This is a genomic window from Loigolactobacillus rennini DSM 20253 (genome assembly GCF_001436505.1).
In the GTDB taxonomy this organism is placed as follows: domain Bacteria; phylum Bacillota; class Bacilli; order Lactobacillales; family Lactobacillaceae; genus Loigolactobacillus; species Loigolactobacillus rennini.
This window is the reverse complement of sequence record NZ_AYYI01000040.1, coordinates 1-24,776: the sequence shown is the minus strand read 5'-3', so window position 1 is coordinate 24,776 and position 24,776 is coordinate 1. Positions and strand designations below refer to the sequence as shown.

The window sequence follows — 24,776 nt, the reverse complement described above, 5'->3', positions numbered from 1 at the left end:
GTGTCGTTGATGACAGGATTCAAACCTAGTCAAACGTTGCAAAAATTAGCCCATTTAATTAAAGTTGTGTGTTGTAGTGCTTTAATTTTTGCGCTTTTAGGCATTGGGTACAGCTGGCGGCGTCCAGCTGGCGTAGCCCCGCTGTATCAAGGAAAAGTATTAATTAGCTTCGCAAAAGTACAACGGCAGCACATTGCAGAGACGGATGTTGTCCATTACTCAAGCGGTGGTGACGTTGCGCCGTTATTTATGGATACAATGAAAGCACCAACCACTGTTAAAGCGTTACAGCAGGCACTGACTAAAGCCAATTTAGCAACTAAGTTAGATATTGCCAATAATGTTACTAGTAAGCAGCAAAAAGACGCCAGTTTGGTACAGATTCAAGTAACTAGCCACCAACCCAAAGCAGCGGTTCAAGGCGCTAATTTAGCGGCACGTGTGGCTGTACGGCAGTTTAAGCAACGTTATCATTTACGGCGGGTTCGCATTTTAGTGCCGGCAACGCAAGCGGAAAAGCAATTCAGAATAACATCAAGGGGTGAACTCATTTTGAAAAGTACGTTTATCGGCATTTTATTAGGTTTCCTTTGGATTTTTGCACGTGAATTATGGCAAGTACACGTCACGTCAAAGTAAGGTTGTGGGTCGGGTGTATTTATTGGCGGCAACGGTCATTACTTATGGCCTAAACTTATTCACAAGCTTTAAAAACAAACCGCGTCGGTGGTTAGAATGGACGTTTCTTCTCTGTTTGATTGTTTTGATGGGGGCAAACACTTATAATGCGGATTTTTCAACCTATCAATGGCTTTATACAGCTAAGATTCCTTATGGAGAACCAGGTTACCGGTTATTGACTCAGCTTGGCTATTTTTTAGGGCTGTCTTACCAGCAGTTTCGGTTGATTTTAGCGGCATTATTTCTAATTATCCTCCACCGCGGCGTTCAAAAACTTACGACACACAGTGCTGAATTTATGGCTTTTTATTTTTGTTATCCATTTTTCTTGGATTTAATCCAGCTGCGCAACTTTATGATGATGGCGTTATTAGTTTATGCCAGTCACTTTTTGTTAACTAATACTTACCGGGATGTGACGCTTTTTACGTTGCTGGTTTTATTAGGTGCCAGTTTTCAAAATTTAGGGGTGCTTTATTTATTAGTTGTTCCGCTGTACACGCTGGATTCAACAAATGTGGGTAAAATCAGTCTATTAGGGGTAGTCTTTTTACTTGCGATTGTGGTGATGAGCCCGCCCATTGCTCAATTGTTGCTGGCTGCATTAGGTCAGCTACACTTAAGCCATCTATCCCTTTATTTTGTGCAAAAAGTACATTTAGGTTATTTGCCGTTTTGGCTGTTCAGCTTATTTGATTTAGCGTTCACCTATTTTAGTTACCGTTATTTAACTGAACGCCAATTGTTGACGCCACAGAAACGGCAAGTGATTTGGCTGGCTTTTATTTTCACCATTGTAGGTGTGGTGACCATGCCCCTTTATACTTTTGAATTTTCATTTGCGCGCGCACTGCGCAATGTGGTTCCTTTTGTCGTGATTACCTACTTGATTACCCGCGAAGCGCTACCAGCAACATATTATTTGCGCTGGTGCTATAGCGGTGTATTTTTAAGTTACTTTGTTTGTTTGCTTTATTTTGAAATGTTGCCGTTATGGCAAGATACGATTCTACCAGCTTTTAGTCATAATTGGTTGTTGGGTGGCTAAAGTTAATCAGCTTATGCTAGAATGAAAAAGACTAACTGCCCGGCAGCGCTAATCCGTCGAGTAAGTTTCATGTAGAAAGGAATCAATAAAATGGCAAATTATGATTATTTAGTCGTAGGAGCTGGCTTGTTTGGCGCAACTTTTGCGTACGAAGCCGCAAAACGTGGCAAACGGGTTAAAGTGATTGAAAAGGACAACCGAATTTCTGGTCACATTTATACGGAAGAAAAAGATGGTATCCAAGTTCACAAATTTGGTGCACACATTTTTCATACTAGCAATAAAAAAGTTTGGCAATTTGTGCAGCAATTTGCGGAATTTAATCGCTATACTAACTCGCCGATCGCTAACTATAAAGGTGAATTGTATAATCTTCCCTTTAACATGAACACTTTTAATAAAATGTGGGGTGTTGTCACACCGGAACAAGCCAAAGCAAAAATTGACCAACAGCGGCAAGTGTTAGGGGATAAGCGGCCGCAAAATTTAGAAGAACAGGCGATTTCTTTAATCGGGACTGATGTTTATCAAAAATTGATTAAAGGCTATACCGAAAAACAATGGGGTCGTAAAGCGACTGATCTACCTGCCTTTATTATCCGCCGTTTGCCGGTGCGCTACATTTACGATAACAATTACTTCAACGATCCTTATCAAGGAATTCCGATTGGCGGTTATACCCAGATTGTCGAACAATTGCTGAAGAGTCCCTTGATTGACATCGAATTAAACACGGATTTCTTTGCTAACAAAGACCATTACTTAGCAGATTATCCGCGGATTATCTTTACTGGGATGATTGATCAGTACTTTGATTATCAACTTGGTGAATTGGAATATCGGGGACTGCGTTTTGAGGAAGAAGAATTACCAGTTGGTAATTACCAAGGTAACGCCGTAGTGAACTATACGGATGCAGAAACGCCCTACACGCGGATCATTGAACATAAACATTTTGATTTTGGTAAAGGTGATAAAAATAAAACCATCATTACCCGGGAATACCCACAAACTTGGCACCGCGGAGATGAGCCTTATTATCCGGTTAATGACAAGCGTAACAATAGTTTGTTCAAGCGTTACCGTGAATTGGCGGCTCAACAGTCGAAAGTTGTTTTTGGCGGCCGCTTAGGGCAATATAAATATTACAATATGGACCAAGTGATCGATGCAGCAGAAAAATTAGTGGCACGTGAATTTGGTAAAACGGGAGAATAAGTAAACGTGGGCTAAAGGGCGAACCGGCTTTTTGGCCCACCTTTTTAACCTTGGCGAGGTGAAAGCAATGGCACCAGTGACCGTCAGTATCGTCACGTATAATAGTGAACATATTTTTGAGACGATTAAACAATTTCAGACAGCAATTTTGCCCTTTTATCCAGTGACTTTACGAATTTTCGATAATCATTCAGCACCGGCTTATGTTAACCGACTGCAGGCACTGGCTGGCCCCCAAATTGTGATTACGGCGGCACAGGTTAATCAAGGTTTTGGTCACGGGCATAACGTTAATTTGAACCAGACCACTACGCCATATTTTATTTGTTGCAACCCAGATATTTTGTTACCAGCGGCTAGTTTTGTGACCATGGCACAATTCTTGGCGGCAAATCCACAAGTCAGCATGGTCACACCTAAAATTACGGCACCAGATGGGCAAGTGCAACATTTGGTCCGGCAGCATTTAGATGTGTTCGATTACTTCTTGCGCTTTTTACCATTTAAGGCGGTAAAACACCTTTTTGCCAAACGGCTAGCCCGGTTTGAATGTCGCGACCTTGGTGAACAGCGGCAACCAATTCAGTTTGGGTCCGGTGCATTTATGTTTTTACGGACGGAGATGTTGCACCAAATCCACGGCTTTGACCAGCAATTTTTTATGTACTTTGAAGATAATGATCTCTGCATGCGGTTGAATCAAGCAGGTGGCCAGATTTATTATTTGCCAGATGCGCCAGTAATTCATTATTATGCGCGGGATTCGCATAAAAGTTTACGTGGGTTTATGGTTTTTGTCCGCTCGATGGTGCGCTACTTTAATAAATGGGGCTGGCATTTTTTCTAGGAGGGATTTTATGCTTTCAGTTTGTATGGCGACTTATAATGGTGCCCAGACAGTTGCTAAACAGTTAACGTCGATTTTGAATCAATTGACGCCAAATGATGAAGTGCTGATTGTCGATGATCATTCCACAGACCAAACGGTTACGCTATTGCGGCATTTAGCAGCTGGTAGCCAAGTGCCGGTGCGCTTAGCCGTTAACGCTAAAAATTTAGGGCCAATTAAAAGTTTTGCTAAAGCGTTGCAACAAGCACAAGGTGAATTGGTATTTTTAGCAGATCAGGATGATATTTGGTTTGCTGATAAAGTTGAACAAATGTACCAAGCATTTGAACAGCAACAAGCTGATTTGTTGGTCCACGATGGCGTGGTTTTAGACCAAGCCGGGCAACAAATTGCGGCATCATGGAATCACTATCACCATAATCGTCTGCCTCAGACCGTTGCATCTAATCTGGTAAAAAATGGTTATACTGGTGCCATGATGGCAATCAGTCAACATTTATTGCGGCAAGCGTTGCCTTTTCCATCTAAAATTGAGATGCATGATCAGTGGCTATTTTTAGTGGCAAAACGGTACCACGCTAAAATTGTGGTGTTGCGACAACCGCTAATGGCGTATGTTCGTCATGGCGATAACGTTACCGGAATGAAACGTCGTTCCTTAAAGGCACAACTGCAGGGACGCTGGCGAATGTGGCGTGCTTATCGGCGGTTAAAATAGTCGCATCACGGCACGAAAAATGCTAAAATAACTGTAAAATAATGAAAAGTGGAGACGGAGATCATGACGAGTCTATACCCAGATGACAGCTATACGCTGCATACTGATTTGTACGAAATTAACATGATGCTAACTTATTGGCAAAAGGGCATCCATAATCGGCGAGCAGTTTTTGAATGCTATTTCCGCAAGATGCCATTTGGCAATGGTTATGCGATTTTTGCCGGACTGGAACGCGTTATCCGTTACATTAAGCAATTATCGTTTTCGGATTCTGACATTGAATATTTACGCGAAGCAGAAAATTATCCTGAAGAATTTTTGACGTATTTAAAGAATTTTAAATTTAAAGGTACCATTCGTTCAGCAGTTGAAGGCGATTTAGTTTTTAATAAAGAACCTATCTTACAAGTAGAAGGACCATTAGCGGACTGTCAGTTAGTGGAAACAGCTCTATTAAATATTGTAAATTATCAAACTTTAATTGCGACAAAGGCAGCTCGGATCCGGTCAGTTGTCGGGCCAGCCGGGAATGTCATGGAATTTGGTACGCGACGGGCCCAAGAAATGGATGCGGCAATCTGGGGAACACGGGCTGCTTACATTGGTGGCTTTGATGCCACTAGTAATGTACGGGCTGGTAAAATTTTTGGTATCCCGGTAAGTGGTACGCACGCGCATTCTTTGGTACAGGCTTACCGCAGTGATTACCTCGGATTTAAAGCCTATGCCCAAACCCATAAAGATTGTGTTTTTTTGGTGGACACTTATGATACTTTAAAAAGTGGTGTGCCTAATGCGATTCGCGTCGCGAACGAAATGGGAGATCAGATTAACTTTCTCGGCGTACGGATTGACTCTGGCGATATGGCTTATATTTCTAAGCGCGTACGGCAGCAGCTAGATGAAGCGGGCTACCCAGAAGCTAAAATCTACGCCTCGAATAACCTTGATGAAAAAACAATTCAAAACTTGCGGATGCAGCACGCTAAAATTGATGTTTGGGGTGTAGGGACCCACTTGATTACGGCTTATGATCAACCTGCATTAGGCGCTGTTTACAAATTGGTTGCCATTGAAGACGAGCAGGGACAGATGCAAGACACCATTAAATTGTCCAATAATGCGGCTAAAGTGACGACACCAGGTAAAAAGCAAGTTTGGCGGATTACGAAAAAAGCGGATGGTAAATCAGAAGGGGACTACATTACTTTTTCTGATGAAAATCCTTTGGGCCAAGAATCACTGTATATGTTCCATCCAAATTACACTTACATCAATAAAACGGTCACGAATTTTAATGCGCGACCGTTATTGCGGACAATTTTCCGTAAAGGTCAATTAGTGTATGCCCAGCCTGAATTAACGGCAATCCACCATTATTCAGCTGCAATGTTGGAGTCCTTGTGGGATGAGTATAAACGAGATTTGAACCCACAAGATTACCCAGTAGATTTATCGCAAAAACTCTATGACCACAAAATCAAATTGATTCATAAAATGAGAAAACTAGTGGCAGATAAAGAACAGCGTGATTAAACAAGTGGATAGTTTCTGAAGACTAGCTTAAAAAAGACATGATTTGCGTTGCAAATTGTGTTTTTTTGTCGTTAATTGGAAGGAGCTGTTGGTGTAATGACGTTTATACAGGTAGCACTAGTTAACTGCCTAAAAGTAGAAACAATCAAGTGTGCCATCATGTTTATCTCTGACAAGGATTTAAAGGGGCCGTCGTAAAAGTAGTTATTTTGCCACGGCCTAGTTTCTTTTTTGCATCAAAATGTGTCTTAAAATGCGCACATGGTATAATAAGGCAATTGGTAAAAAGTAGGATTAGGATAGGAGGAACAGAATGCGACCATTACAAAAAGAAATCATTGCGGCAATGAAAACACAGCCACAAATTGATCCGCAAAAGGAAATTCGTAAAAGTGTCGATTTTTTGAAAGCCTATTTAAAAAAGTTTCCCTTCATTAAAACGTTGGTGTTAGGCATTTCAGGTGGTCAGGATTCAACTTTAGCTGGGCGTTTAGGGCAACTGGCCATTTCAGAAATGCGGACAGCGACTCACGATGACAGTTATCAATTTATAGCAGTGCGGCTGCCTTATGGCGAGCAAGCAGATGAAAGTGATGCCTTAGCAGCGCTTGATTTTATTCAACCTGATGAAACCATGCGCGTTAACATCAAGCCGGCAGTGGATGCCACAGTAGCGGCGTTAACTCCCAATCAATTAGCAATTAGCGATTTTAACAAAGGCAACATCAAAGCCCGTCAACGGATGCTGGTCCAATATGCGATTGCAGGAGCGCGGGCTGGCGCAGTGCTGGGGACTGATCACGCGGCTGAGTCAGTGACTGGCTTTTATACTAAGTATGGTGATGGTGCTTCTGATTTAGTTCCCCTTTACCGGTTGGATAAACGGCAAGGTCAGCAGCTTTTACAGACATTGGGTGCGCCAGCGAAACTTTATCAAAAAGTGCCCACCGCTGATTTGGAAGAAGATCACCCGGCTCAGCCAGATGAAGTTGCGCTGGGGGTCAGTTATCAAGATATTGATGATTATCTAGAAGGTAAAGCGATTGCGACGCCAGCGGCAGAGAAAATAGAAAATTGGTATCGTAAAACGGCGCATAAACGGCATTTACCGATCACGCTCTTTGACAATTTTTGGAAATAACTGCCTTTTCTTGTCAAGTAGGACACAAATCGGTTATACTGAGCTTAAATCATAAGGGAGTAACTTGCGGCAAAGTTGTCGTGGTAACGTCGTCAACAAGTAGGTCGATTGACCTTTCTGGTGTTACCTTAAAAAGTGAGACTTATGTGTGTTCTGCATACATGGGGCTCACTTTTTGTATGCGGCAATCAATCAGAAGGGGGAATTATTTTGACGGAAAAACAAGCCAAACAATTCTACAAGCAGACTGCAGAGCAAACACAAGCACAGCTGCACACCACAACGACCGGATTGACGCAAGTGGAAGCCGCTAAGCGGTTAAAAACTGATGGCGCCAACACGTTGGTGGCTAAGCGGCGAAAAACGATCTTAGAACGGTTTATTGATCAATTTAAAGATTTTATGATTATTGTGTTGTTGGTCGCTGCCATTGTTGCGGCATTTAGCGGCGAAGTAGCGGACGCGGTTATTATTTTGTTAGTGGTTGTGCTCAATGCGGTATTTGGTGTGTTTCAAGAAATTCAAGCAGAAGCAGCCATCGATGCGTTAAAGGAAATGTCTGCACCGATGGCTCATGTCCGCCGTGATGGCGAAGTGGTGACGGTCAAAAGTGAGGATATTGTGCCCGGCGATGTTGTTTTGTTAGAAGCTGGTGACGTCGTACCGGCAGATTTAAGATTGTTGAGTGCCCAAACGTTACGGGTGGAAGAATCTGCTTTAACCGGTGAATCGGTACCGGTGGAAAAACAAACGTCCGCTTTAAGCGCACCAGAAAAAGAAAAAGTCAGTTTAGGCGATCAAACTAACATGGCTTTTATGAACAGTAATATCACAAACGGCCGCGGCAGTGGCATTGTGATTGCAACCGGGATGCAAACTGAAGTTGGCCGAATCGCCGGCATGTTAAACCAAGCAGATGAAACTAAAACGCCGTTGCAGGAGAATTTAAACCATTTAGGTAAAACGCTAACTTGGTTGATTTTATTCTTGTCGGTTGTGATTTTTGTCTTAGGAATGCTCAATCATCGGGAAACATTACTGAATATGCTGCTAACGGCAATTTCATTAGCAGTAGCAGCGATTCCAGAAGGCTTACCGGCAATTGTGACGGTTACATTAGCATTAGGCACTAAGCGCATGGCAAAGCGGCATGCCATTGTGCGGAAATTACCGGCGGTGGAAACCTTAGGTAGTACCGATATTATTGCGTCTGATAAAACTGGTACGTTGACGCAAAATAAAATGACGGTTGAGCGGTTATTTGTCAACAATCAATTAACTGCTGCTGCAGATAGTCAATTAACGTTAGATGATCGGCCACTTCAAGTGATGACGTTAGCCAATGACACTAAAATTAGTCAGGATGACAACTTGCTCGGCGATCCTACCGAAACGGCTTTAGTGCAATTTGGTTTGACTCACAAATTAGATGTCGCTGGTTTGTTAAAACAGTGGCCACGCGTGGCAGAAGTGCCATTTGATTCAGAACGAAAATTAATGACCACGATACACCAGTTGCCGACAGGAAATTATTTAATTGCCACTAAAGGGGCGCCAGACCAATTATTAAAACGGACGACACATTATGAATTGGACCACGCGGCTAAAGCAATGAATCAGCAGGAACGACAATTAATTTTAGCAACTAACACCAAGTTGGCGCGCCAAGCATTACGCGTGTTGGGCTTAGCCTTCAAAGTAGTGCCACAACTGCCAGATAAAATTGATTCTGCTACGGTTGAGCAAGATTTAACGTTTAGTGGGTTAGTTGGGATGATTGACCCTGAACGGCCGGAAGTTGCTGATGCGGTAGCGGAAGCAAAGCAAGCCGGCATCCGGCCACTGATGATTACAGGTGATCACCGGGATACTGCCGAAGCAATTGCTAAACGGCTGGGTATTATCGGAGAACAAGATGAACAAGCCATTATCAGCGGTAATGAATTAGATGAGATGAGCGACCAAGAATTTTCTCGGCAAGTTGGCGATTTTTCAGTTTATGCGCGGGTTGCGCCGGAACATAAAGTCCGAATCGTTAATGCTTGGCAAAAACGCGGCAAAGTCGTCGCGATGACTGGGGATGGTGTCAATGATGCACCAGCATTGAAAGCAGCTGATATCGGCGTCGGCATGGGCATTACTGGAACTGAAGTTTCCAAAAATGCTGCAGATATGGTGTTAGCTGACGATAATTTCTCCACGATCGTGGTGGCTGTTGAAGAAGGTCGCAAAGTCTTTGCGAACATTCAAAAAGCCATTCAATATTTGTTATCTGCTAACTTAGGTGAAGTGTTAACGTTATTTATGATGACCATTTTAGGTTGGCAAATTTTGGCACCGGTACAAATCTTATGGATCAATTTAGTGACGGACACGTTCCCGGCAATTGCTTTAGGGGTCGAGCCCATGGAACGTGACATTATGCAACGTAAACCAAGGGGGCGGCAATCTAACTTCCTTTCTGGTGGTTTAGGCCAAACGATTATCTACCAAGGATTGTTAGAAGGTTTAATTACGCTATTTGTCTATTGGGTCGGCATCAATTATCCAGTGCACGCTAATGCGCAATTGGCTCATGCTGATGCTTTAACGATGGCTTTCGCGACTTTAGGCTTGATTCAGCTTTTCCACGCTTTTAACGTGAAAGCACTGCACGGTAGTATTTTTCACCGGGGAATTTTTGCAAACCATGCTTTTAACTGGGCAATTTTAGCGTCGACGATTTTAATGGCCGCAACCATTTTGATCCCCGGTTTTAACCAATTGTTCCATGTGACGCCGCTTGATTGGCACCAGTGGGCAACTGTTTTAGGCGCTTCCTTTGCCATCATTTTAATTGTTGAAGTGGTAAAATTAATTCAGCGCCGGTTGCACAAGGTTTAATCAATTTGACTGTGAGGACGGAAGATTATGGTAAAAGCACAACGGATTTTAGTGCATTATGCACAAGTGATCGATGATATGGTGACCACCACGCAAAAGTTAACGTCAACTTTAAATGGGGATTACCAGTTGCTAAAAGAAGCCATTAATACTAAAACAGTGGCTGAGATTAGCCAAGATCAGTGGACCAGTATTAAAGCGCATTTTGATCAAGGCGTAGCGGATTATCAGAAAAATCTAGCAAGTGTTCAGGCGGTACAGCCGCCAGCTAAAGCTGTGGGTATGCACCACTTATTGCTTAGCGCATACACTGATTATGTGGCTGGTTGTGCGCAAATGGCCGCAAGTGTGGACGCGCAAGCGCATCAAGTAGATGTGGCTGCCTTTAATGCCGCAGAAAAACAGCAAGATGATAGTTCACTGCAGATGAACAAGCAAATCAATCGAATTATGACCTTATTAGTGTAAAATTGATGAGGTAATGACTGTGATTGACAAGTTGACTGGAAGCAACTATACTAATGATTAATTTATCAGTGAAAAGGAGGAAAAGTCATGCAACAGCGTAACCTACAATTAAATGGTGCTTGGTGGCAAAGCCAACTGTAGGCAGGCTGTCTTTAGATACGGTCTGTTGAAGATCGTATCTATGTTGGCTGAATTCCTGTTTGCCCGCATAGATTCTACCTATGCGGGTTTTTGTTTACCTTAAAGACTGTCATCAAGATAGTGTTTAGCTAATCTGCATAGGGGCTGTGGCAAAAGTAAACCTTTTGCTGCACCCCCTTTTTGCTTGCAAACATTATCTGATTCATTTAATTAATTGGGAGGTTCCAGCATGAAACGATTATTAGGTTTTATCGGGGTGTTAGGTGTGTTGTTGGCAATTGCTTTTTTTCAGGCACCGCAGTCTGCTCAATCATCACCGACAAAGTTAGCGTCTAAACATGTAGCTGAAAAACCACGAATCGGCATTTTACAGACTCAGTCTCATCCTGCCTTGGATGAAATCCACCGGGGAGTGGTGGCACAACTGAGGCGACGCGGTTTTAGGGATGGTAAAACGGTCACCATTGATTTTGAAAATGCACAGGGCGATCAGAGCAATTTGCAAACCATGGCGCAACGTTTCCAGACTAAAAAAACAGCGTTGAACATCGGAATTGCAACCCCAGCTGCACAGGCACTTGCTAATACGAACACACAAGCACCTTTAATTTTGGGGGCAATTTCTGACCCGAAAGCCGCTGGACTAGTTCATGATAACCGCCAGCCAGGCACTAACGTGACGGGGGTTTCCAGCCGCACGCCAGTTAAACAACAGCTTCAACTCATTCGGCAAGTTTTACCTGATACTAAAAAGTTAGGTGTGATTTATACCTCTAGCGATCCTTCTGCGCAAGCGGAAGTAGCTGTATTACGGCATTTAGCCCCACAATTTGGTTTTAAATTGCACCGTTTTACGGTAGCTAATTCGAATGATGTGGATCAAGTCGCACAATTGGCGGTGCAGCAAGTTCAAGCGATTTATGTTCCTAGTGATAATACTATTGCCAGTGCGTTACAAACGTTACTAAACCATACCAATCAAGCTAAAGTGCCCGTTTTTCCGGCGACGGCTAAACAGGTTCAAGCAGGTGGGTTAGCGAGTTATGGGCTTGACCAATATGCGCTGGGAGTTGCAACAGGTAACATGGCAGCTGATGTTTTACAAGGAAAAACGCAACCGGCAAAAACACCAATTAAAACCGTAGCTAAAGGTAAATTGGCAATTAATCAAAAAGCGGCGGTGGCTTTAGGCATTAAATTGCCAGCTGCTGTCACTAAGCAAGCACAACAGAAAGGTGTGGTGTACCCATGAATTTAATTACTTCGGCGATTGGCCAAGGGTTGTTGTGGGGAATCTTAGGCGTTGGTTTATTTTTAACCTTTCGCATTTTAAATTTTCCAGATATGACCGTTGAAGGCACATTTCCATTAGGTGCTGCAGTGGCAGTGACCAGTATCACCCATGGCGTGGCACCCATTTTAGCAACATTATTGGCTTTTGGTGCTGGCCTACTCGCTGGTTTGGCTACGGGGATACTATACACTAAAGGTAAAATTCCCATTTTGTTAGCGGGCATTCTAGTGATGACTGGTTTGTATTCAATTAATTTACGTGTGTTGGGTAAAGCCAATGTGGCGTTGTTAAACCAACCAACTTTATTTAAAGCCAAATTTTTACAGCAACTTCCCCAGTACTTCGATAGCGTGGTGGTCGGCATATTCACAGTGGGATTGACATTAATGCTGTTGGCTTATTTTTTACAAACGGAGTTAGGGCAAGCTTTCATTGCAACTGGCGATAATGCGACGATGGCTAAGGCATTAGGCATTAAAACAGATTGGATGACCATATTAGGCTTGATGGTGGCCAATGGTTTTATCGGTTTGTCCGGTGGCTTAATGGCCCAAAGTAATGGGTACGCAGATGTTAATATGGGGATCGGCGTCATTGTTATCGGACTAGCAGCGATTATCATTGGCGAAGTTGCATTTGGCGAATTGACGTTGAACCAGCGTTTAGTGGCAGTGATTCTAGGTAGTATTTTGTACCGCTTTGTTTTGCTATTAGTTTTACAACTCGGGTTTAACACTAACGATCTGAAGTTGATTTCAGCACTGATTTTAGCCATTGCGTTGACGTTACCAACGCTGCAGCAGCGCTTCCAAATTAAACGTTTATTGCGAAAAGGGGTGACTCGGCATGAATGAGCCAATTTTACAGTTAAAAAATATTGTCGTCAGTGCAATGGCAGGGCAGCAAGTACAGCCCATTTTAAAGCAATTAAATTTAACCATTTATGCAGGGGATTTCATTTCCGTGTTAGGGACTAATGGTGCTGGGAAAACAACTTTGTTTAACACGATTACTGGTGACAATCAGCCTACCAGTGGGCAAATTTTACTGCGGGGTCGAGATATACGCCGCGAATCGGTTGTACAACGGGCACAATATTTAAGCCGAGTTTTTCAAGACCCGAAAATGGGAACTGCGCCGCGGATGACTGTGGCAGAAAATTTGTTGTTGGCGCAGCAGCGTGGTCAGAAAAGGGGATTAAAGTTAAGACGGTTACGTCAGAATTATCCGCGTTTTCGCGCGATGGCAGCAGAAATTGGCAATGGCTTAGAGCACCATTTAACTACTCCTGCTGGTGCGCTGTCTGGTGGCCAACGGCAGGCGCTCAGTTTGCTGATGGCGACGTTAACGACACCTGAGTTGTTGTTATTAGACGAACACACAGCGGCATTGGATCCCCGGACTAGTTCTCAATTAATGGCTTACACGCAAAAACGGATAGCTCAGCAGCAATTGACTTGTTTGATGATTACTCATCATTTGGCCGATGCTTTAAAGTATGGCAATCGTTTGCTTATCCTTGATCAGGGAAAAATTGTGGCAGACTTTACTGCAGTGGCCAAACAACAACTAACACAAGCGGCGTTATACCAATATTTTAAAACCACTGACCGCTAAAATTTATGCTGCTGTACCTACATGTTTACTAGTGGCACGCCTAGCATTTCGTGGCTGAGCTCAGTATAATAGACATTATGGTTTTGCAAGGACAAGTTATTTTAGAACGAGGTTATAATGGATAAACAAATTTTATACCGGACCATTGATCGGTTACCGGATTATCGTAAGCAACAAATCAAACAGACGTTACAGTTACTGGCAGATGACAATACGGTGCCATTTGTGGCCCGGTACCGTAAAGAGGCAACCGGTAATTTAGATGAAGTACAGATTCGTGCAATACAACATACTTATCAATACCAAGAAAATTTAGTGGCACGACAAAATGAAGTTTTAAAGCTGATCGCTGATCAAGGTAAATTAACCGCTAATTTAAAACAAAAAATTCAGGCGGCAACTAAATTACAACAAGTTGAAGACCTTTACTTACCTTATAAACAAAAACGGCGGACCAAAGCGACAATTGCTCGAGAAAGGGGCTTAGCACCATTTGCAGCTTGGTTGCGCACTTTTCCGGCTGGTGATGAAACAGCTATAAAAGCTGAAGCTGAAAAGTATTTAGCACCAGATAAAAAATTAGGGACTGTGGCGGATGTCTTAGCCGGCGCGCATGAAATTTTGGCGGAAGAATTTGGCGATGATGCGGCGTTTCGGGCGTGGATTCGCCAATACACTTGGAAGCACGCTAAATTTACCGTGGAAGCTAAGGATAAAAGTTTAGACGACAAACAAATTTATGCACTGTATTATGATTTTACTGAACCGCTGGCCAAAATGGTGTCTTACCGGGTATTAGCCATTAACCGGGGTGAAAAAGCTGGGATTTTAAAGGTAAGTTTAGCAGTTGCATCCCGGCCCATTTTCTGGCATTTAGAACAAGCAGTGGTAAAGCAGCAAAATGTCGCTGGTGAGTACGTTAAAGCTGCTTTGGAGGCGGCTTATAAACGGTTTATCGGTCCGGCCATCGAACGGGAAATTCGAGCAGACTTGACCCAAAAAGCAGCTGATCAGGCAATCACTGTTTTTGGCGATAATCTAAAACATTTATTGTTGCAACCCCCATTAAAAGGCCGGACTGTTTTAGGCTTTGATCCAGCATACCGTACAGGCTGTAAATTAGCAGTAGTGGACGCAACTGGGAAATTTATGGATAAGTTGGTGATTTATCCGCACAAGCCAGCACCAGCAGCAAAACGAAAAGCGGCTGCAGCGACCTTTAAAGATTTTATTGAAAAAAATCAAGTCGAAATGATTGCCATCGGTAATGGGACGGCCAGTCGTGAATCAGAGCAGTTTGTTGCAGATGTTTTGAAAACTATTGACCGGAAAGTTTATTATGTGATTGTTAATGAAGCTGGTGCCAGTGTTTATTCAGCTAGTACAGTGGCAAGACAAGAGTTTCCTGATTTTAATGTTGAAGAACGTAGTGCGGTCAGTATCGCCCGGCGCCTGCAAGATCCGTTGGCGGAATTGATTAAGATTGATCCTAAAGCTGTTGGTGTCGGGCAGTACCAACATGATGTACCGCAAAAACAATTAAGTGCCCAGCTAGATATTGTGGTGGAAGATGTGGTTAACAGTGTGGGTGTTAATTTAAACACCGCCAGTCCAGAGTTGCTAGCACACATTTCTGGTCTCAGTAAGACGATTGCACAAAATATTGTCACTTACCGTAACGAAAATGGTAACTTTACAAAACGGCAAGAATTAAAAAAAGTGTCCCGGTTAGGTCCGAAAGCCTTTGAACAGTCTGTTGGCTTTTTACGGATTATCGGCGGACAAAATGTGTTGGATAATACTGATATTCACCCGGAAAGCTACACCGTCGCTAAAAAAGTGCTAGCTAATTCCCAGCTTACGTTAACGGCTGTTGGTACTAAGGCAGCTCAAAAAATTCAGGCCACAACTGCTTTAGCAGAAGAACTAAGTGTTGGTTTAGCAACGTTAAAAGATATTGTGACTGGTTTACAAAAACCTGGTCGTGATTTGCGGGATAACTATGCGCAGCCACTACTGCGGACTGATGTTTTGGCAATCACGGATTTAAAACCAGGGATGGCACTAGAAGGAACAGTTCGCAATGTGTTAGATTTTGGTGCGTTTGTGGATATCGGCGTAAAATACGATGGTTTGGTCCACATTTCACATTTGGCACCACATTTTGTTAAAAATCCGCGGGATGTGGTTGCTGTTGGTGACATTGTTCACGTCTGGGTCCTGTCAGTGGATCAGCAGCGGGAACGGATTCAATTGACTATGGTGCAGCCTAAAGATGACTAATGCCGCCTTAGTTCACTACATCAAGATGGTTTCTCAACGCTATTTTAACCAACCCTTTACGCACCAAGCTTGGTTCAATAAGCGTTTGCGAACCACTGGCGGGCGTTATCATTTAGCGGATCACCACATTGAAATCAATCCGCGGTTTGCACAGCCACAACATTCACAGGCATTACTAGGGATTGTACTACATGAATTGTGCCACTATCATTTACATTTAGCAGGAAAAGGTTATCGCCACCGCGACCCTGATTTTAAACAGCAATTAGCCGCGGTGGGTGGTAGTCGGTATGCTCCGGCTTTAACTGTTCCGCAGGTTAAATGGCATTATGTTTGTACACATTGTGGGCAGTGCTATGATCGGCAACGGCGGTTGAATGTTCAGCGCTTTGTTTGTAGTCGTTGCGGTGGGCGGTTAAAATTAAGCCAACCAGCGACTGACTAGTGGTAAAATAACGAGGCGATCTAGGCAGGAGGAATGTCGCATGACAACGATACATGTTCCAGCAACGAGTGCTAATTTGGGACCGGGTTTTGATTCGTTAGGTTTAGCGCTAACGCTAGATTTAGCCGTGACCATCGGCCAACCCCAGACACACTGGCAAATTGATCACCAGTTAGGGCGGACTGTGGCCAATAATCAGGATAATTTAATCGTCAAGACTGCCTTGGCACTGATTCCTGATTTGACACCGCACTACTTGCACTTGCGGACTAACATCCCATTTGCTTGTGGTTTAGGTAGCCATTCAGCTCTAATCATCGCTGGCATTGAATTGGCAGATTATTTAGGCAAACTTAGTCTTTCTCAGTTTGATAAACTCCAATTAGCAACCAAGTTAAAAGGCCACCCAGATAACGTTGCCCCAGCAATTTATGGTGGTTTTGTGGCAGCGACTTATGATGGTTTTGAAGCAGAGATTGTTCAAGCACCTTTCCCGCCAGCACGAATTTTAGCCTATATTCCACCAGAGCAGTTAAGTGCACAAAAAAGCCGCGGTGTTTTACCTGCAGCATTACCTTTGCGTGCGGCAGTTGCCAGTAGTTCGGCTGCCAATGTGTTAGTGGGTGCCCTTTTTCGCGGTGATTTGGAATTAGCGGGCCGGATGTTAGAACGTGACCAATTCCATGAAACTTATCGCCGCCGTTTGGCCCCAAATTTAGTTAAAATTCGTCACTGTGCAGCTCAGGCTGGCGCCTATGGTACTTATTTAAGTGGTTCTGGACCAGCAATTTTAAGCCTAGTTCCGCCAAAACAAGCGTCAACAATATTAGCGACGTTAATGCAGCTTCATTTACCTGGGCATTGGCTGAATTTAACCGCCGCCCCTGTTGGTGTTACCGTTTCACCGCAGTGATGGCAAAATAATGAAAAGGTATTGCGTCTACCTGAATTTTTTGCTAAACTAAAACAGTTGGTAGTTTGCGGTTGTGGCGGAACGGCAGACGCGCTAGATTAAGGATCTAGTGGGATATTTTTCCCGTGCTGGTTCAATTCCAGTCAGCCGCATTGAAATAATCTTCAATCTAAATGGTTAAAAGCCGAATTATCTGGAATCAGATAATTCGGCTTTTATTGTTTTAGGCGTTAATGCCGCCGCAGTAAACGTGTAACAGAAAGCAGCTTCTTCCGGCTGCTATGTTTCAACTTGGCGGTTTTCGCCATAGTTGAATGGTCAACGTCTGAAGCATCAGAGATTTTCGGTACGAAAATCTTCCTTTTCTGCGGAATAGTAGCTACAGCAGTCAAAACATTTGCTGCGCAAATAACTTGCCTGCTTAGGCTAGTCCTCAGAAGCTCCCGTTTTGTATAATTTAGCCGCCCTCGCTGCAGTAAACGTGCAACAGAAAACAGCTTCTTCGGTTAGCTACAGCAGTCAAAACATTTGCTGCGCAAATAACTTGCCTGCTTAGGCTAATCCTCAGAAGCTCCCGCTTTCTGTTGCACTCTTTTTTTCTTTGTGTATTGCTTTATGATACACTAATGAAGATGATGTGTTTCAATTGCGCTAAAAAAGGAATGGTTGAAAGTGAAACGAATTGAACGTGTGTATCAACGAGTGGCAAAAATTTCACAACAGTTAACGCCGACAGACATTGTCAACGGTGCCGGTGCGACCACAAAACAATTAGCGTTAGATTTAGCAATTGTACGGCCCAATGTTTCAAAGGCACTCAATGATTTAGTCCGCCAGGGCCAGCTGGCTAAAATTCCCGGACGTCCCGTTCGGTACGTGACGCCAGCGCTAGCTCAGCGTGTGACAACAGAACCTGCAAAACCTGCGCCAGTACGAGCAAAGCCAGCACCTGTTCGCCAACAAACCGATTTTTTTGATCACATGATTGGGGCGAATGGCAGCTTAAAAAATCAAGTTGAGCAGGCAAAAGCTGCGATGTTGTATCCACCAAAGGGATTGAACACTTTAATTGTAGGGCCAACTGGTTCCGGTAAAACTTTTTTTGTCAATGGGATGTACCAATTTTCAACAGTTCATCATATTATTGATTCTAAAAAACCATTAATCACCTTTAATTGTGCTGATTATGCGCATAACCCAGAATTATTGATGTCCCATTTGTTCGGTTATACCAAGGGCGCATTCACTGGTGCAAATGAGAATAAAGATGGTCTGATTCAAGAGGCTGAAGGCGGCATGCTCTTTTTAGATGAAGTACACCGGCTGCCACCGGAAGGTCAAGAAATGATTTTTTACTTCATGGATCATGGTACTTACAGTCGTTTAGGAGAAACAGCCAAAAAGCACCACGCTGATGTTCGCTTAGTGTGCGCTACTACAGAAAATCCAGAAAGTAGTTTACTGGCAACGTTTGTCCGGCGGATTCCGATTATGATTCAACTACCGGCATTTGATCAACGGCCTGCTGAGGAACGGCTTCAATTATTACAATCGCTTTTTTCTTTGGAAGCCAACCGGATTCATAAGCGGATCCAATTGACAGAAGATGTGGTAAAGGCATTGTTGGGCAGTGTGACTTACGGCAACGTGGGGCAATTGAAGTCCAACATTCAATTGGTCTGTGCGCAAGGCTTTTTAAAACACATGCAATCAGATAAGTGTATCACCATCACGGCTGATGATTTACCGGCCAGCATCCAATCAGGTATTGCCACTTTAGCGGCCAACCGGGATGATTTAGGCCAAATCACTAAATTGTTAGAACCGATGATGGTGATTGGTCCGGATCAAGCTACCGCAACGTTACAAAAAGACGCCTATGAATTGCCCTATAATTTATATGAAATTATTGGGGATAAAGCAGCGCTTTTAAAGTCTGAAGGCTTGGACCAAGAACACATCAATAACTTTATTACCACGGACATCAATTTGCATTTAAAGTCATTTTACCGGAAGTCTATCTCTAATGAGCAAGCGGATAATAAATTAGCGGAAATTGTGGATCACGATATCATTGATTTAACCCAAGAGATTCAAGGCAAAGTTCAAAAACTATTGGGCTATACTTTTAAACGTAATTTTGTCTATGCTGTTAGCCTGCACATCAGTTCTTTTGTCAAGCGGATTCAATCAGGCAAAATGGTGCGTAATATCAGTGCTAATTTAAAAGAAATGGTGGCGGATTACCCACAGGAATTGGAAGCTGCTTATTTGATTAAACAAGAATTGGAAACTCACTATAATGTCCCAATTCCAAAATCAGAAGTATATTATTTAACCATTTTATTGGTGTCACTGAAGTCTGAACAAGTTGCCGGTAAAATTGGCGTTGTTGTAGCAGCACATGGTAGTAGTACAGCGTCTTCCATGGTACAAGTGGTGAACAAACTGCTGTCGCCGGATAATTTGTTTGCATACGATATGCCGATTGAAATGAATCCACAAGTAGCTTATCAAGGGATCATTAAAAAAATTCATCAGGCAGATAAAGGCAATGGTGTCATTTTATTAGTTGATATGGGGTCATTATCCACTTTTTCCCAGAGAGTTTATCAAGAGACCGGGATTCAAGTGAAAACCATCGATATGGTGACGACCGCTATCGTGCTGGAAGCAGTCCGCAAAACGGAATTGATTGATAATGACATCAACACTATTTACCATGAGTTAAAGGAATTTCATGGGTATTCGCGTGTCAATGTGGACACGCTACCATCCGTTAAGACTGAAAATACGCCAGTGGTGCAGCAATTACTGCCGCGTGCGATCATTGCAATTTGTTCAACGGGAAAGGGGACTGCTTTGCGCATTCAAAAAACAATTCAGCAGCAACTGAGTCAACGGTTGATTGATGACATTACCGTCATCCCCATTTCCGTGGTCAACATGCAACAAACCCTAACCCATTTGGCTGAAGAATATCGGATTGTGGCAACAACTGGCATTGTCCGGCCTAAAATTAAAGCGCCGTTTATTTCTTTAGAACAATTATTGCAAGGAGACGGGCGGGATTTCTTCGAGCAAATTGACAGTGCAGTCAATCAAGCGGATTTACAAGCGGCTAAACCTAATTTAACTAAGGAACTCTGTGAATCGTACATGAAAGATTATTTCGTTTATTTAAATCCGCATAAAATAATTGACGTTTTATGGCAATACAGTGAAACACTAAGTGATACACTAGAACAAAAATTCAGCGAAACCTTTCGAATTGGCTTAATTTTGCATGTCGCCGGAGCACTTGAGCGACAGTTATTGCATAAAAAAGTGGCTGTAGACGCGAAAGCACAGCCAACGATCAAACAATCGCCTTATTACGATGCGATTAAAACTTGTAACGATATGTTGGCAGAACAGTTGCAGTTGCAATTAGACGATAATGAAATTTACTATATTGAGCAATTATTTGATACACAAGCACAGAAACAAATTTCTTAACTAAAAATTAACCAGTGATACATTAATTAATTGTGTATCATTTAATGGCGCACGCCAGATAAAGTTAGTAATAGCAGTGTTTTAGCTTGATACACAAAAGTTGGCACGTTATTTGCATATTATATAGGTGTGGGTAAAAAGTAGGAGGTGACAAGTTGATAGCAATTATCGTTGCGAGCCACGGCAAGTTTTCTGAAAGTATCTTAGAGTCGTCACGTATGATTTTTGGTGACCAAGAAAAAGTTCAAGCGGTTACCTTTATGCCTAATGAAAGTACGGATGATTTAAAGAAGAAATTTGAAAACGCAATGGCAACTTTTGCACCAGAAGATCAAATCTTGTTTTTAATTGATCTTTTTGGCGGGTCGCCGTTTAACGTGGCAAGTCAAATTGTTGCCGAGAACTTGAACAAATATGCGTTGATCACAGGGTTAAACCTGCCACTGCTATTGGAAGCTTATACGGTGCGTGACAAACCAGTTGCTGCAGTTGTTTCACATTTAGAAAAAACGGCTAAGGCTGGGGTCAAGCATTTGGAATTGTCGTCATTAGGTTAACTAATGAAGGAGGCGAGTGATGTGACAATGGACATTCGTTTAGCGCGTGTCGATAGTCGCTTACTTCACGGTCAGGTCGCGACGGTTTGGACTAAAAGCGTCGCGCCCAACCGGATTTTAATCGTTTCTGATGGCGTGGCCAAAGATACGCTGCGTAAAACGCTGATTACGCAGGCAGCACCGCCAGGCGTACGGGCCAATGTGATTACCATTGATAAAATGTGCCGGATCTACCACGATCCTCAATTTGATGTTTTTAAAGTGTTGTTATTGACAGAAACTGTTGAGGATATGGTGCGTTTAGTCAAAGGTGGCGTCGATTTAGCTAAAGTTGGCGTTGGCATTGGTAGTTTAGTTTTTTCCAGCGGGATGAAGATGATTACCGATTCTATCGCTGTTGGACCACAACAAGCTGCTGCTTTGCGTTATCTACATGATGATGCTGGTTTAGAAGTATTTGCCCAAAAAGTGCCAGCTGATCGTAAGCAAAGTTTAATGACTTTGCTGACTAAAAATGGTTTCTAAGTGAAGCTTGGCTTCATTTTAAACAAGATTGATAGGGCTTTCCTATCAATGGGCAGTCTTTGACTGCTGAAGAACTTATTTTATTTTTATTCTAATTATGGTAGGAGGTAAAAAGATGGTAGGAATTATTATTGCTAGTCACGGCAAATTCGCTGACGGCATCCTGCAATCTGGCGAATTAATTTTCGGCAAGCAGGAAAACGTCAAAGCAGTTACTTTAATGCCTGACGAAGGACCGGATGACTTAAAAGCAAAAATGCAAGCTGCCGTGAAGTCATTTGGCGATCCGGAGCAAGTACTATTCTTGATCGATCTTTGGGGCGGTACGCCGTTCAATCAGGCAAATAGCTTGTATGAAGCGCATAAAGACAAATGGGCAATGGTGACTGGGCTTAATTTGCCGATGTTAGTTGAAGCTTATGCATCCCGGTTATCCATGAACACTGCGCAAGAAATTGCCGCTCACATTTTAGGGACTGCTAAAGATGGTGTCAAACTTAAGCCAGAAGAATTAGCCCCTAAAGAAACTGCGAAAAAGCCAGCGCCTAAAGTTGGCGATGCCGGTGCACCAGGAAAAATGTCTTACGTACTATCTCGGATTGACTCCCGGTTATTGCACGGCCAGGTTGCCACAACTTGGACCAAGACAACTAATCCAACGCGGATTATCGTTGTTTCAGATGCAGTGGCTAAAGATGAGTTGCGGACTAACTTGATTAAACAAGCTGCCCCTTCTGGTGTTAAGGCACATGTCATTCCAGTTAAACAGTTGATCAAAATTTCCAAAGACGACAAACACTTTGGCGGTCAACGTGCATTGTTGCTATTTGAAAACCCAGAAGATGCTTTACGGGCAATCGAAGGTGGCGTACCGTTGAAGGAAGTCAACGTTGGGTCAATGGCGCACTCACCAGGCAAAGTTCAGCCAAATAAAGTGTTGGCGTTTAACCAAAAGGATATTGATGCATTCAAGAAGATGGAACAAGAAGGCGTCAAATTCGATGTTCGTAAAGTGCCAGCAGATAAAGCCGGTAACATGGACGAAATTTTAACTAAAGCACAAAATGCATTAAACAAACAATAAAGGAAACGGAGGATTAATCATCATGAATTTGAACTTTATTCAAGTGATATTAGTCATTCTCGTCTCGTTTTTAGCTGGTATGGAAGGTATTTTGGATGAATTCCACTTTCATCAGCCAGTTATTGCGTGCACGTTAATTGGCTTAGTTACAGGTCAATTAGGACCTTGCCTTGTTTTAGGTGGTACATTACAAATGATCGCCTTAGGCTGGGCTAACATTGGTGCCGCTGTTGCACCTGATGCGGCGTTAGCTTCTGTCGCATCCGCAATTATTTTAGTATTAGGTGGTAAAGGCCAAGGCGGTGTGTCATCCGCAATTGCGATCGCCGTTCCTTTGGCTGTTGCCGGATTGCTATTAACCATCATTGCCCGGACCATTGCAACTGCTATTGTTCACATTATGGACAAGGCCGCAAGGGAAGGTAGCTTCAGAAAACTTGAATTCTGGCACATTGTTGCCATTTGTATGCAAGGCTTGCGGATTGCTATTCCTGCTGCTTTAATCTTAGCAGTTGGTGCTGGTCCTGTAAGGGACTTATTAAACATGATGCCAACTTGGTTAACTGATGGCTTGTCCATTGGTGGTGGCATGGTCGTTGCCGTAGGTTATGCAATGATCATCAACATGATGGCTACCCGTGAAGTTTGGCCATTCTTTGCCATTGGTTTCGTATTAGCAACTGTCACAGACTTAACCTTAGTCGGACTAGGGACAATTGGGATTTCACTTGCATTGATCTACTTAACATTGTCCAAGTCAGGCGGTTCAGGTAACAGTAGTAACGGTAGCGGTGATAGCAATACTGGTGATCCAGTTGGCGATATCATCGACGAATATTAGACAAAGGAGGTAAACGAACATGGCAGATAATAAAGCAGCAGTAACTGAAAAGAAAGTTACCTTAAGTAAAAGAGACCGGATTGCTGTTTGGTGGCGTTCGACGTTTATCCAAGGTTCATGGAACTACGAACGGATGCAAAACGGTGGCTGGACTTATTCCTTAATTCCAGTATTGAAGAAATTATATACAACTAAAGAAGACCGTGCAGCTGCAATGACACGGCATTTGGAATTCTTTAACACCCATCCTTACTTGGCTTCCCCAATTTTAGGGGTCACTATGGCGCTGGAAGAAGATCGTGCTAATGGCGCACCTGTTGATGACGTTGCCATTCAAGGTGTTAAAGTTGGGATGATGGGGCCTTTGGCTGGTATTGGTGATCCAGTGTTCTGGTTCACAGTTAAGCCAATTTTAGGTGCCTTAGCTGCATCCTTAGCAATGGGTGGCAGTATCTTAGGCCCAATCATTTACTTTGTTTTTTGGAACTTAATCCGGATGGCCTTCATGTGGTACACCCAAGAATTTGGGTACCGTGCAGGGTCAAAAATTACGGAAGATATGTCTGGTAGTCTGTTACAAAATGTCACCAAAGGTGCTTCGATTCTAGGTATGTTTATCTTAGGGTCGCTGGTTAACCGCTGGGTTGTTGTTAAATTCACACCAGTTGTTTCTCGGGTTAAGCAACAAGATGGTGCTTACATCGACTGGAATCATTTACCATCCGGTGCTGCAGGCATCAAACAAGCCTTGATTGATCAATCCAATGGCTTGTCCTTAACGGTTCATAAAGTGACAACTTTACAAGATAACTTGGACAGCTTAATTCCTGGTTTAGCAGCGTTACTGTTAACCTTACTTTGCATGTGGTTATTGAAGAAGAAAGTTTCCCCAATTACCATGATTTTAGGCTTGTTTGTTGTCGGTGTTATTTTCCACGTCTTACACTTAATGTAAAATTAGACGTTAAAAAGCTTGGTAAAGTGAACCCCTAACGTTGGACAACTAAATCCAACGTTAGGGGTTTTACTATG

Annotated in this window: 21 protein-coding genes and 1 tRNA gene; all 22 read left to right on the top strand. The window is 43.0% G+C overall.

Features of this window, described 5'->3' with window-relative positions; translation table 11 throughout:
• Positions 1 to 9 precede the first annotated feature (9 nt).
• The 22 genes from FC24_RS06605 (at position 10) to FC24_RS06500 (ending at position 24,699) form a co-directional block, all read left to right on the top strand.
• Positions 10 to 639: a YveK family protein gene (locus tag FC24_RS06605; RefSeq protein ID WP_057874105.1), complete on the top strand. Its 630-nt coding sequence runs from the start codon at positions 10 to 12 to the stop codon at positions 637 to 639.
• A complete protein-coding gene (locus FC24_RS06600; protein ID WP_157059093.1) occupies positions 605 to 1,729 on the top strand; it encodes an EpsG family protein in 1,125 nt (374 codons plus the stop codon). Before FC24_RS06605 ends, FC24_RS06600 begins: the two co-directional genes overlap by 35 nt.
• Before the next feature lie 90 nt (positions 1,730 to 1,819).
• Positions 1,820 to 2,947, top strand: a complete 1,128-nt coding sequence (glf, locus tag FC24_RS06595) for a UDP-galactopyranose mutase (protein ID WP_057874103.1) — start codon at positions 1,820 to 1,822, stop codon at positions 2,945 to 2,947.
• Between the two features lie 67 nt (positions 2,948 to 3,014).
• On the top strand, positions 3,015 to 3,794 hold the full coding sequence (locus FC24_RS06590) for a glycosyltransferase (protein ID WP_057874102.1): 780 nt from the start codon (positions 3,015 to 3,017) through the stop codon (positions 3,792 to 3,794).
• 10 nt (positions 3,795 to 3,804) lie between these two features.
• A complete protein-coding gene (locus FC24_RS06585; protein ID WP_057874101.1) occupies positions 3,805 to 4,515 on the top strand; it encodes a glycosyltransferase in 711 nt (236 codons plus the stop codon).
• A gap of 63 nt (positions 4,516 to 4,578) precedes the next feature.
• Positions 4,579 to 6,054, top strand: coding sequence for a nicotinate phosphoribosyltransferase (locus FC24_RS06580; protein ID WP_057874100.1), 1,476 nt, complete (start codon positions 4,579 to 4,581; stop codon positions 6,052 to 6,054).
• Positions 6,055 to 6,367: 313 nt separating this feature from the next.
• Positions 6,368 to 7,195: an ammonia-dependent NAD(+) synthetase gene (nadE, locus tag FC24_RS06575; protein ID WP_057874099.1), complete on the top strand. Its 828-nt coding sequence runs from the start codon at positions 6,368 to 6,370 to the stop codon at positions 7,193 to 7,195.
• Between the two features lie 210 nt (positions 7,196 to 7,405).
• Complete coding sequence (locus tag FC24_RS06570) at positions 7,406 to 10,078, top strand: cation-translocating P-type ATPase (protein WP_057874098.1); 2,673 nt, start codon at positions 7,406 to 7,408, stop codon at positions 10,076 to 10,078.
• Between the two features lie 27 nt (positions 10,079 to 10,105).
• Positions 10,106 to 10,546: an uL18 family ribosomal protein gene (locus FC24_RS06565; protein WP_057874097.1), complete on the top strand. Its 441-nt coding sequence runs from the start codon at positions 10,106 to 10,108 to the stop codon at positions 10,544 to 10,546.
• A 370-nt stretch (positions 10,547 to 10,916) separates the two neighbouring features.
• A complete protein-coding gene (gene trpX, locus FC24_RS06560; RefSeq protein ID WP_057874096.1) occupies positions 10,917 to 11,939 on the top strand; it encodes a tryptophan ABC transporter substrate-binding protein in 1,023 nt (340 codons plus the stop codon).
• On the top strand, positions 11,936 to 12,835 hold the full coding sequence (locus FC24_RS06555) for an ABC transporter permease (protein ID WP_057874095.1): 900 nt from the start codon (positions 11,936 to 11,938) through the stop codon (positions 12,833 to 12,835). Before trpX ends, FC24_RS06555 begins: the two co-directional genes overlap by 4 nt.
• Positions 12,828 to 13,598, top strand: a complete 771-nt coding sequence (locus FC24_RS06550; protein WP_057874094.1) for an ABC transporter ATP-binding protein — start codon at positions 12,828 to 12,830, stop codon at positions 13,596 to 13,598. The genes FC24_RS06555 and FC24_RS06550 overlap by 8 nt, the downstream gene beginning before the upstream one ends.
• A 117-nt stretch (positions 13,599 to 13,715) precedes the next feature.
• On the top strand, positions 13,716 to 15,881 hold the full coding sequence (locus tag FC24_RS06545) for a Tex family protein (RefSeq protein WP_057874093.1): 2,166 nt from the start codon (positions 13,716 to 13,718) through the stop codon (positions 15,879 to 15,881).
• Positions 15,874 to 16,326, top strand: a complete 453-nt coding sequence (locus FC24_RS06540; protein WP_057874092.1) for a SprT family protein — start codon at positions 15,874 to 15,876, stop codon at positions 16,324 to 16,326. Before FC24_RS06545 ends, FC24_RS06540 begins: the two co-directional genes overlap by 8 nt.
• A 40-nt stretch (positions 16,327 to 16,366) precedes the next feature.
• On the top strand, positions 16,367 to 17,239 hold the full coding sequence (gene thrB / locus FC24_RS06535) for a homoserine kinase (protein ID WP_057874091.1): 873 nt from the start codon (positions 16,367 to 16,369) through the stop codon (positions 17,237 to 17,239).
• Positions 17,240 to 17,306: 67 nt separating this feature from the next.
• Positions 17,307 to 17,391: transfer RNA gene (locus FC24_RS06530), tRNA-Leu, on the top strand.
• Positions 17,392 to 17,911: 520 nt separating this feature from the next.
• The gene (locus FC24_RS06525) at positions 17,912 to 20,737 is read left to right on the top strand and encodes a sigma-54-dependent transcriptional regulator (protein ID WP_057874090.1); all 2,826 of its coding nucleotides are present in this window, start codon (positions 17,912 to 17,914) and stop codon (positions 20,735 to 20,737) included.
• 155 nt (positions 20,738 to 20,892) lie between these two features.
• Entirely contained in the window at positions 20,893 to 21,294 is a 402-nt protein-coding gene (locus FC24_RS06520; protein ID WP_057874089.1) for a PTS sugar transporter subunit IIA, read from the top strand.
• Between the two features lie 21 nt (positions 21,295 to 21,315).
• Entirely contained in the window at positions 21,316 to 21,819 is a 504-nt protein-coding gene (locus FC24_RS06515; RefSeq protein ID WP_057874088.1) for a PTS sugar transporter subunit IIB, read from the top strand.
• Positions 21,820 to 21,934: 115 nt separating this feature from the next.
• Entirely contained in the window at positions 21,935 to 22,903 is a 969-nt protein-coding gene (locus FC24_RS06510) for a mannose/fructose/sorbose PTS transporter subunit IIA (RefSeq protein WP_057874087.1), read from the top strand.
• Between the two features lie 22 nt (positions 22,904 to 22,925).
• A complete protein-coding gene (locus FC24_RS06505; protein ID WP_057874086.1) occupies positions 22,926 to 23,744 on the top strand; it encodes a PTS mannose/fructose/sorbose transporter subunit IIC in 819 nt (272 codons plus the stop codon).
• 19 nt (positions 23,745 to 23,763) lie between these two features.
• A complete protein-coding gene (locus FC24_RS06500; RefSeq protein ID WP_057874085.1) occupies positions 23,764 to 24,699 on the top strand; it encodes a PTS system mannose/fructose/sorbose family transporter subunit IID in 936 nt (311 codons plus the stop codon).
• Positions 24,700 to 24,776: the final 77 nt, after the last annotated feature.

What these genes read in the sequence shown, in the direction of transcription:
- FC24_RS06605 (WP_057874105.1), top strand. Translation starts at nt 10, where the DNA reads ATGACAGGATTCAAACCTAGTCAAACGTTGCAAAAATTAGCCCATTTA.
- FC24_RS06565 (WP_057874097.1), top strand. Translation starts at nt 10,106, where the DNA reads ATGGTAAAAGCACAACGGATTTTAGTGCATTATGCACAAGTGATCGAT.
- FC24_RS06510 (WP_057874087.1), top strand. Translation starts at nt 21,935, where the DNA reads ATGGTAGGAATTATTATTGCTAGTCACGGCAAATTCGCTGACGGCATC.
- FC24_RS06505 (WP_057874086.1), top strand. Translation starts at nt 22,926, where the DNA reads ATGAATTTGAACTTTATTCAAGTGATATTAGTCATTCTCGTCTCGTTT.
- trpX (WP_057874096.1), top strand. Translation starts at nt 10,917, where the DNA reads ATGAAACGATTATTAGGTTTTATCGGGGTGTTAGGTGTGTTGTTGGCA.
- FC24_RS06500 (WP_057874085.1), top strand. Translation starts at nt 23,764, where the DNA reads ATGGCAGATAATAAAGCAGCAGTAACTGAAAAGAAAGTTACCTTAAGT.
- FC24_RS06555 (WP_057874095.1), top strand. Translation starts at nt 11,936, where the DNA reads ATGAATTTAATTACTTCGGCGATTGGCCAAGGGTTGTTGTGGGGAATC.
- nadE (WP_057874099.1), top strand. Translation starts at nt 6,368, where the DNA reads ATGCGACCATTACAAAAAGAAATCATTGCGGCAATGAAAACACAGCCA.
- FC24_RS06590 (WP_057874102.1), top strand. Translation starts at nt 3,015, where the DNA reads ATGGCACCAGTGACCGTCAGTATCGTCACGTATAATAGTGAACATATT.
- thrB (WP_057874091.1), top strand. Translation starts at nt 16,367, where the DNA reads ATGACAACGATACATGTTCCAGCAACGAGTGCTAATTTGGGACCGGGT.
- FC24_RS06545 (WP_057874093.1), top strand. Translation starts at nt 13,716, where the DNA reads ATGGATAAACAAATTTTATACCGGACCATTGATCGGTTACCGGATTAT.
- FC24_RS06580 (WP_057874100.1), top strand. Translation starts at nt 4,579, where the DNA reads ATGACGAGTCTATACCCAGATGACAGCTATACGCTGCATACTGATTTG.
- FC24_RS06550 (WP_057874094.1), top strand. Translation starts at nt 12,828, where the DNA reads ATGAATGAGCCAATTTTACAGTTAAAAAATATTGTCGTCAGTGCAATG.
- FC24_RS06585 (WP_057874101.1), top strand. Translation starts at nt 3,805, where the DNA reads ATGCTTTCAGTTTGTATGGCGACTTATAATGGTGCCCAGACAGTTGCT.
- glf (WP_057874103.1), top strand. Translation starts at nt 1,820, where the DNA reads ATGGCAAATTATGATTATTTAGTCGTAGGAGCTGGCTTGTTTGGCGCA.
- FC24_RS06540 (WP_057874092.1), top strand. Translation starts at nt 15,874, where the DNA reads ATGACTAATGCCGCCTTAGTTCACTACATCAAGATGGTTTCTCAACGC.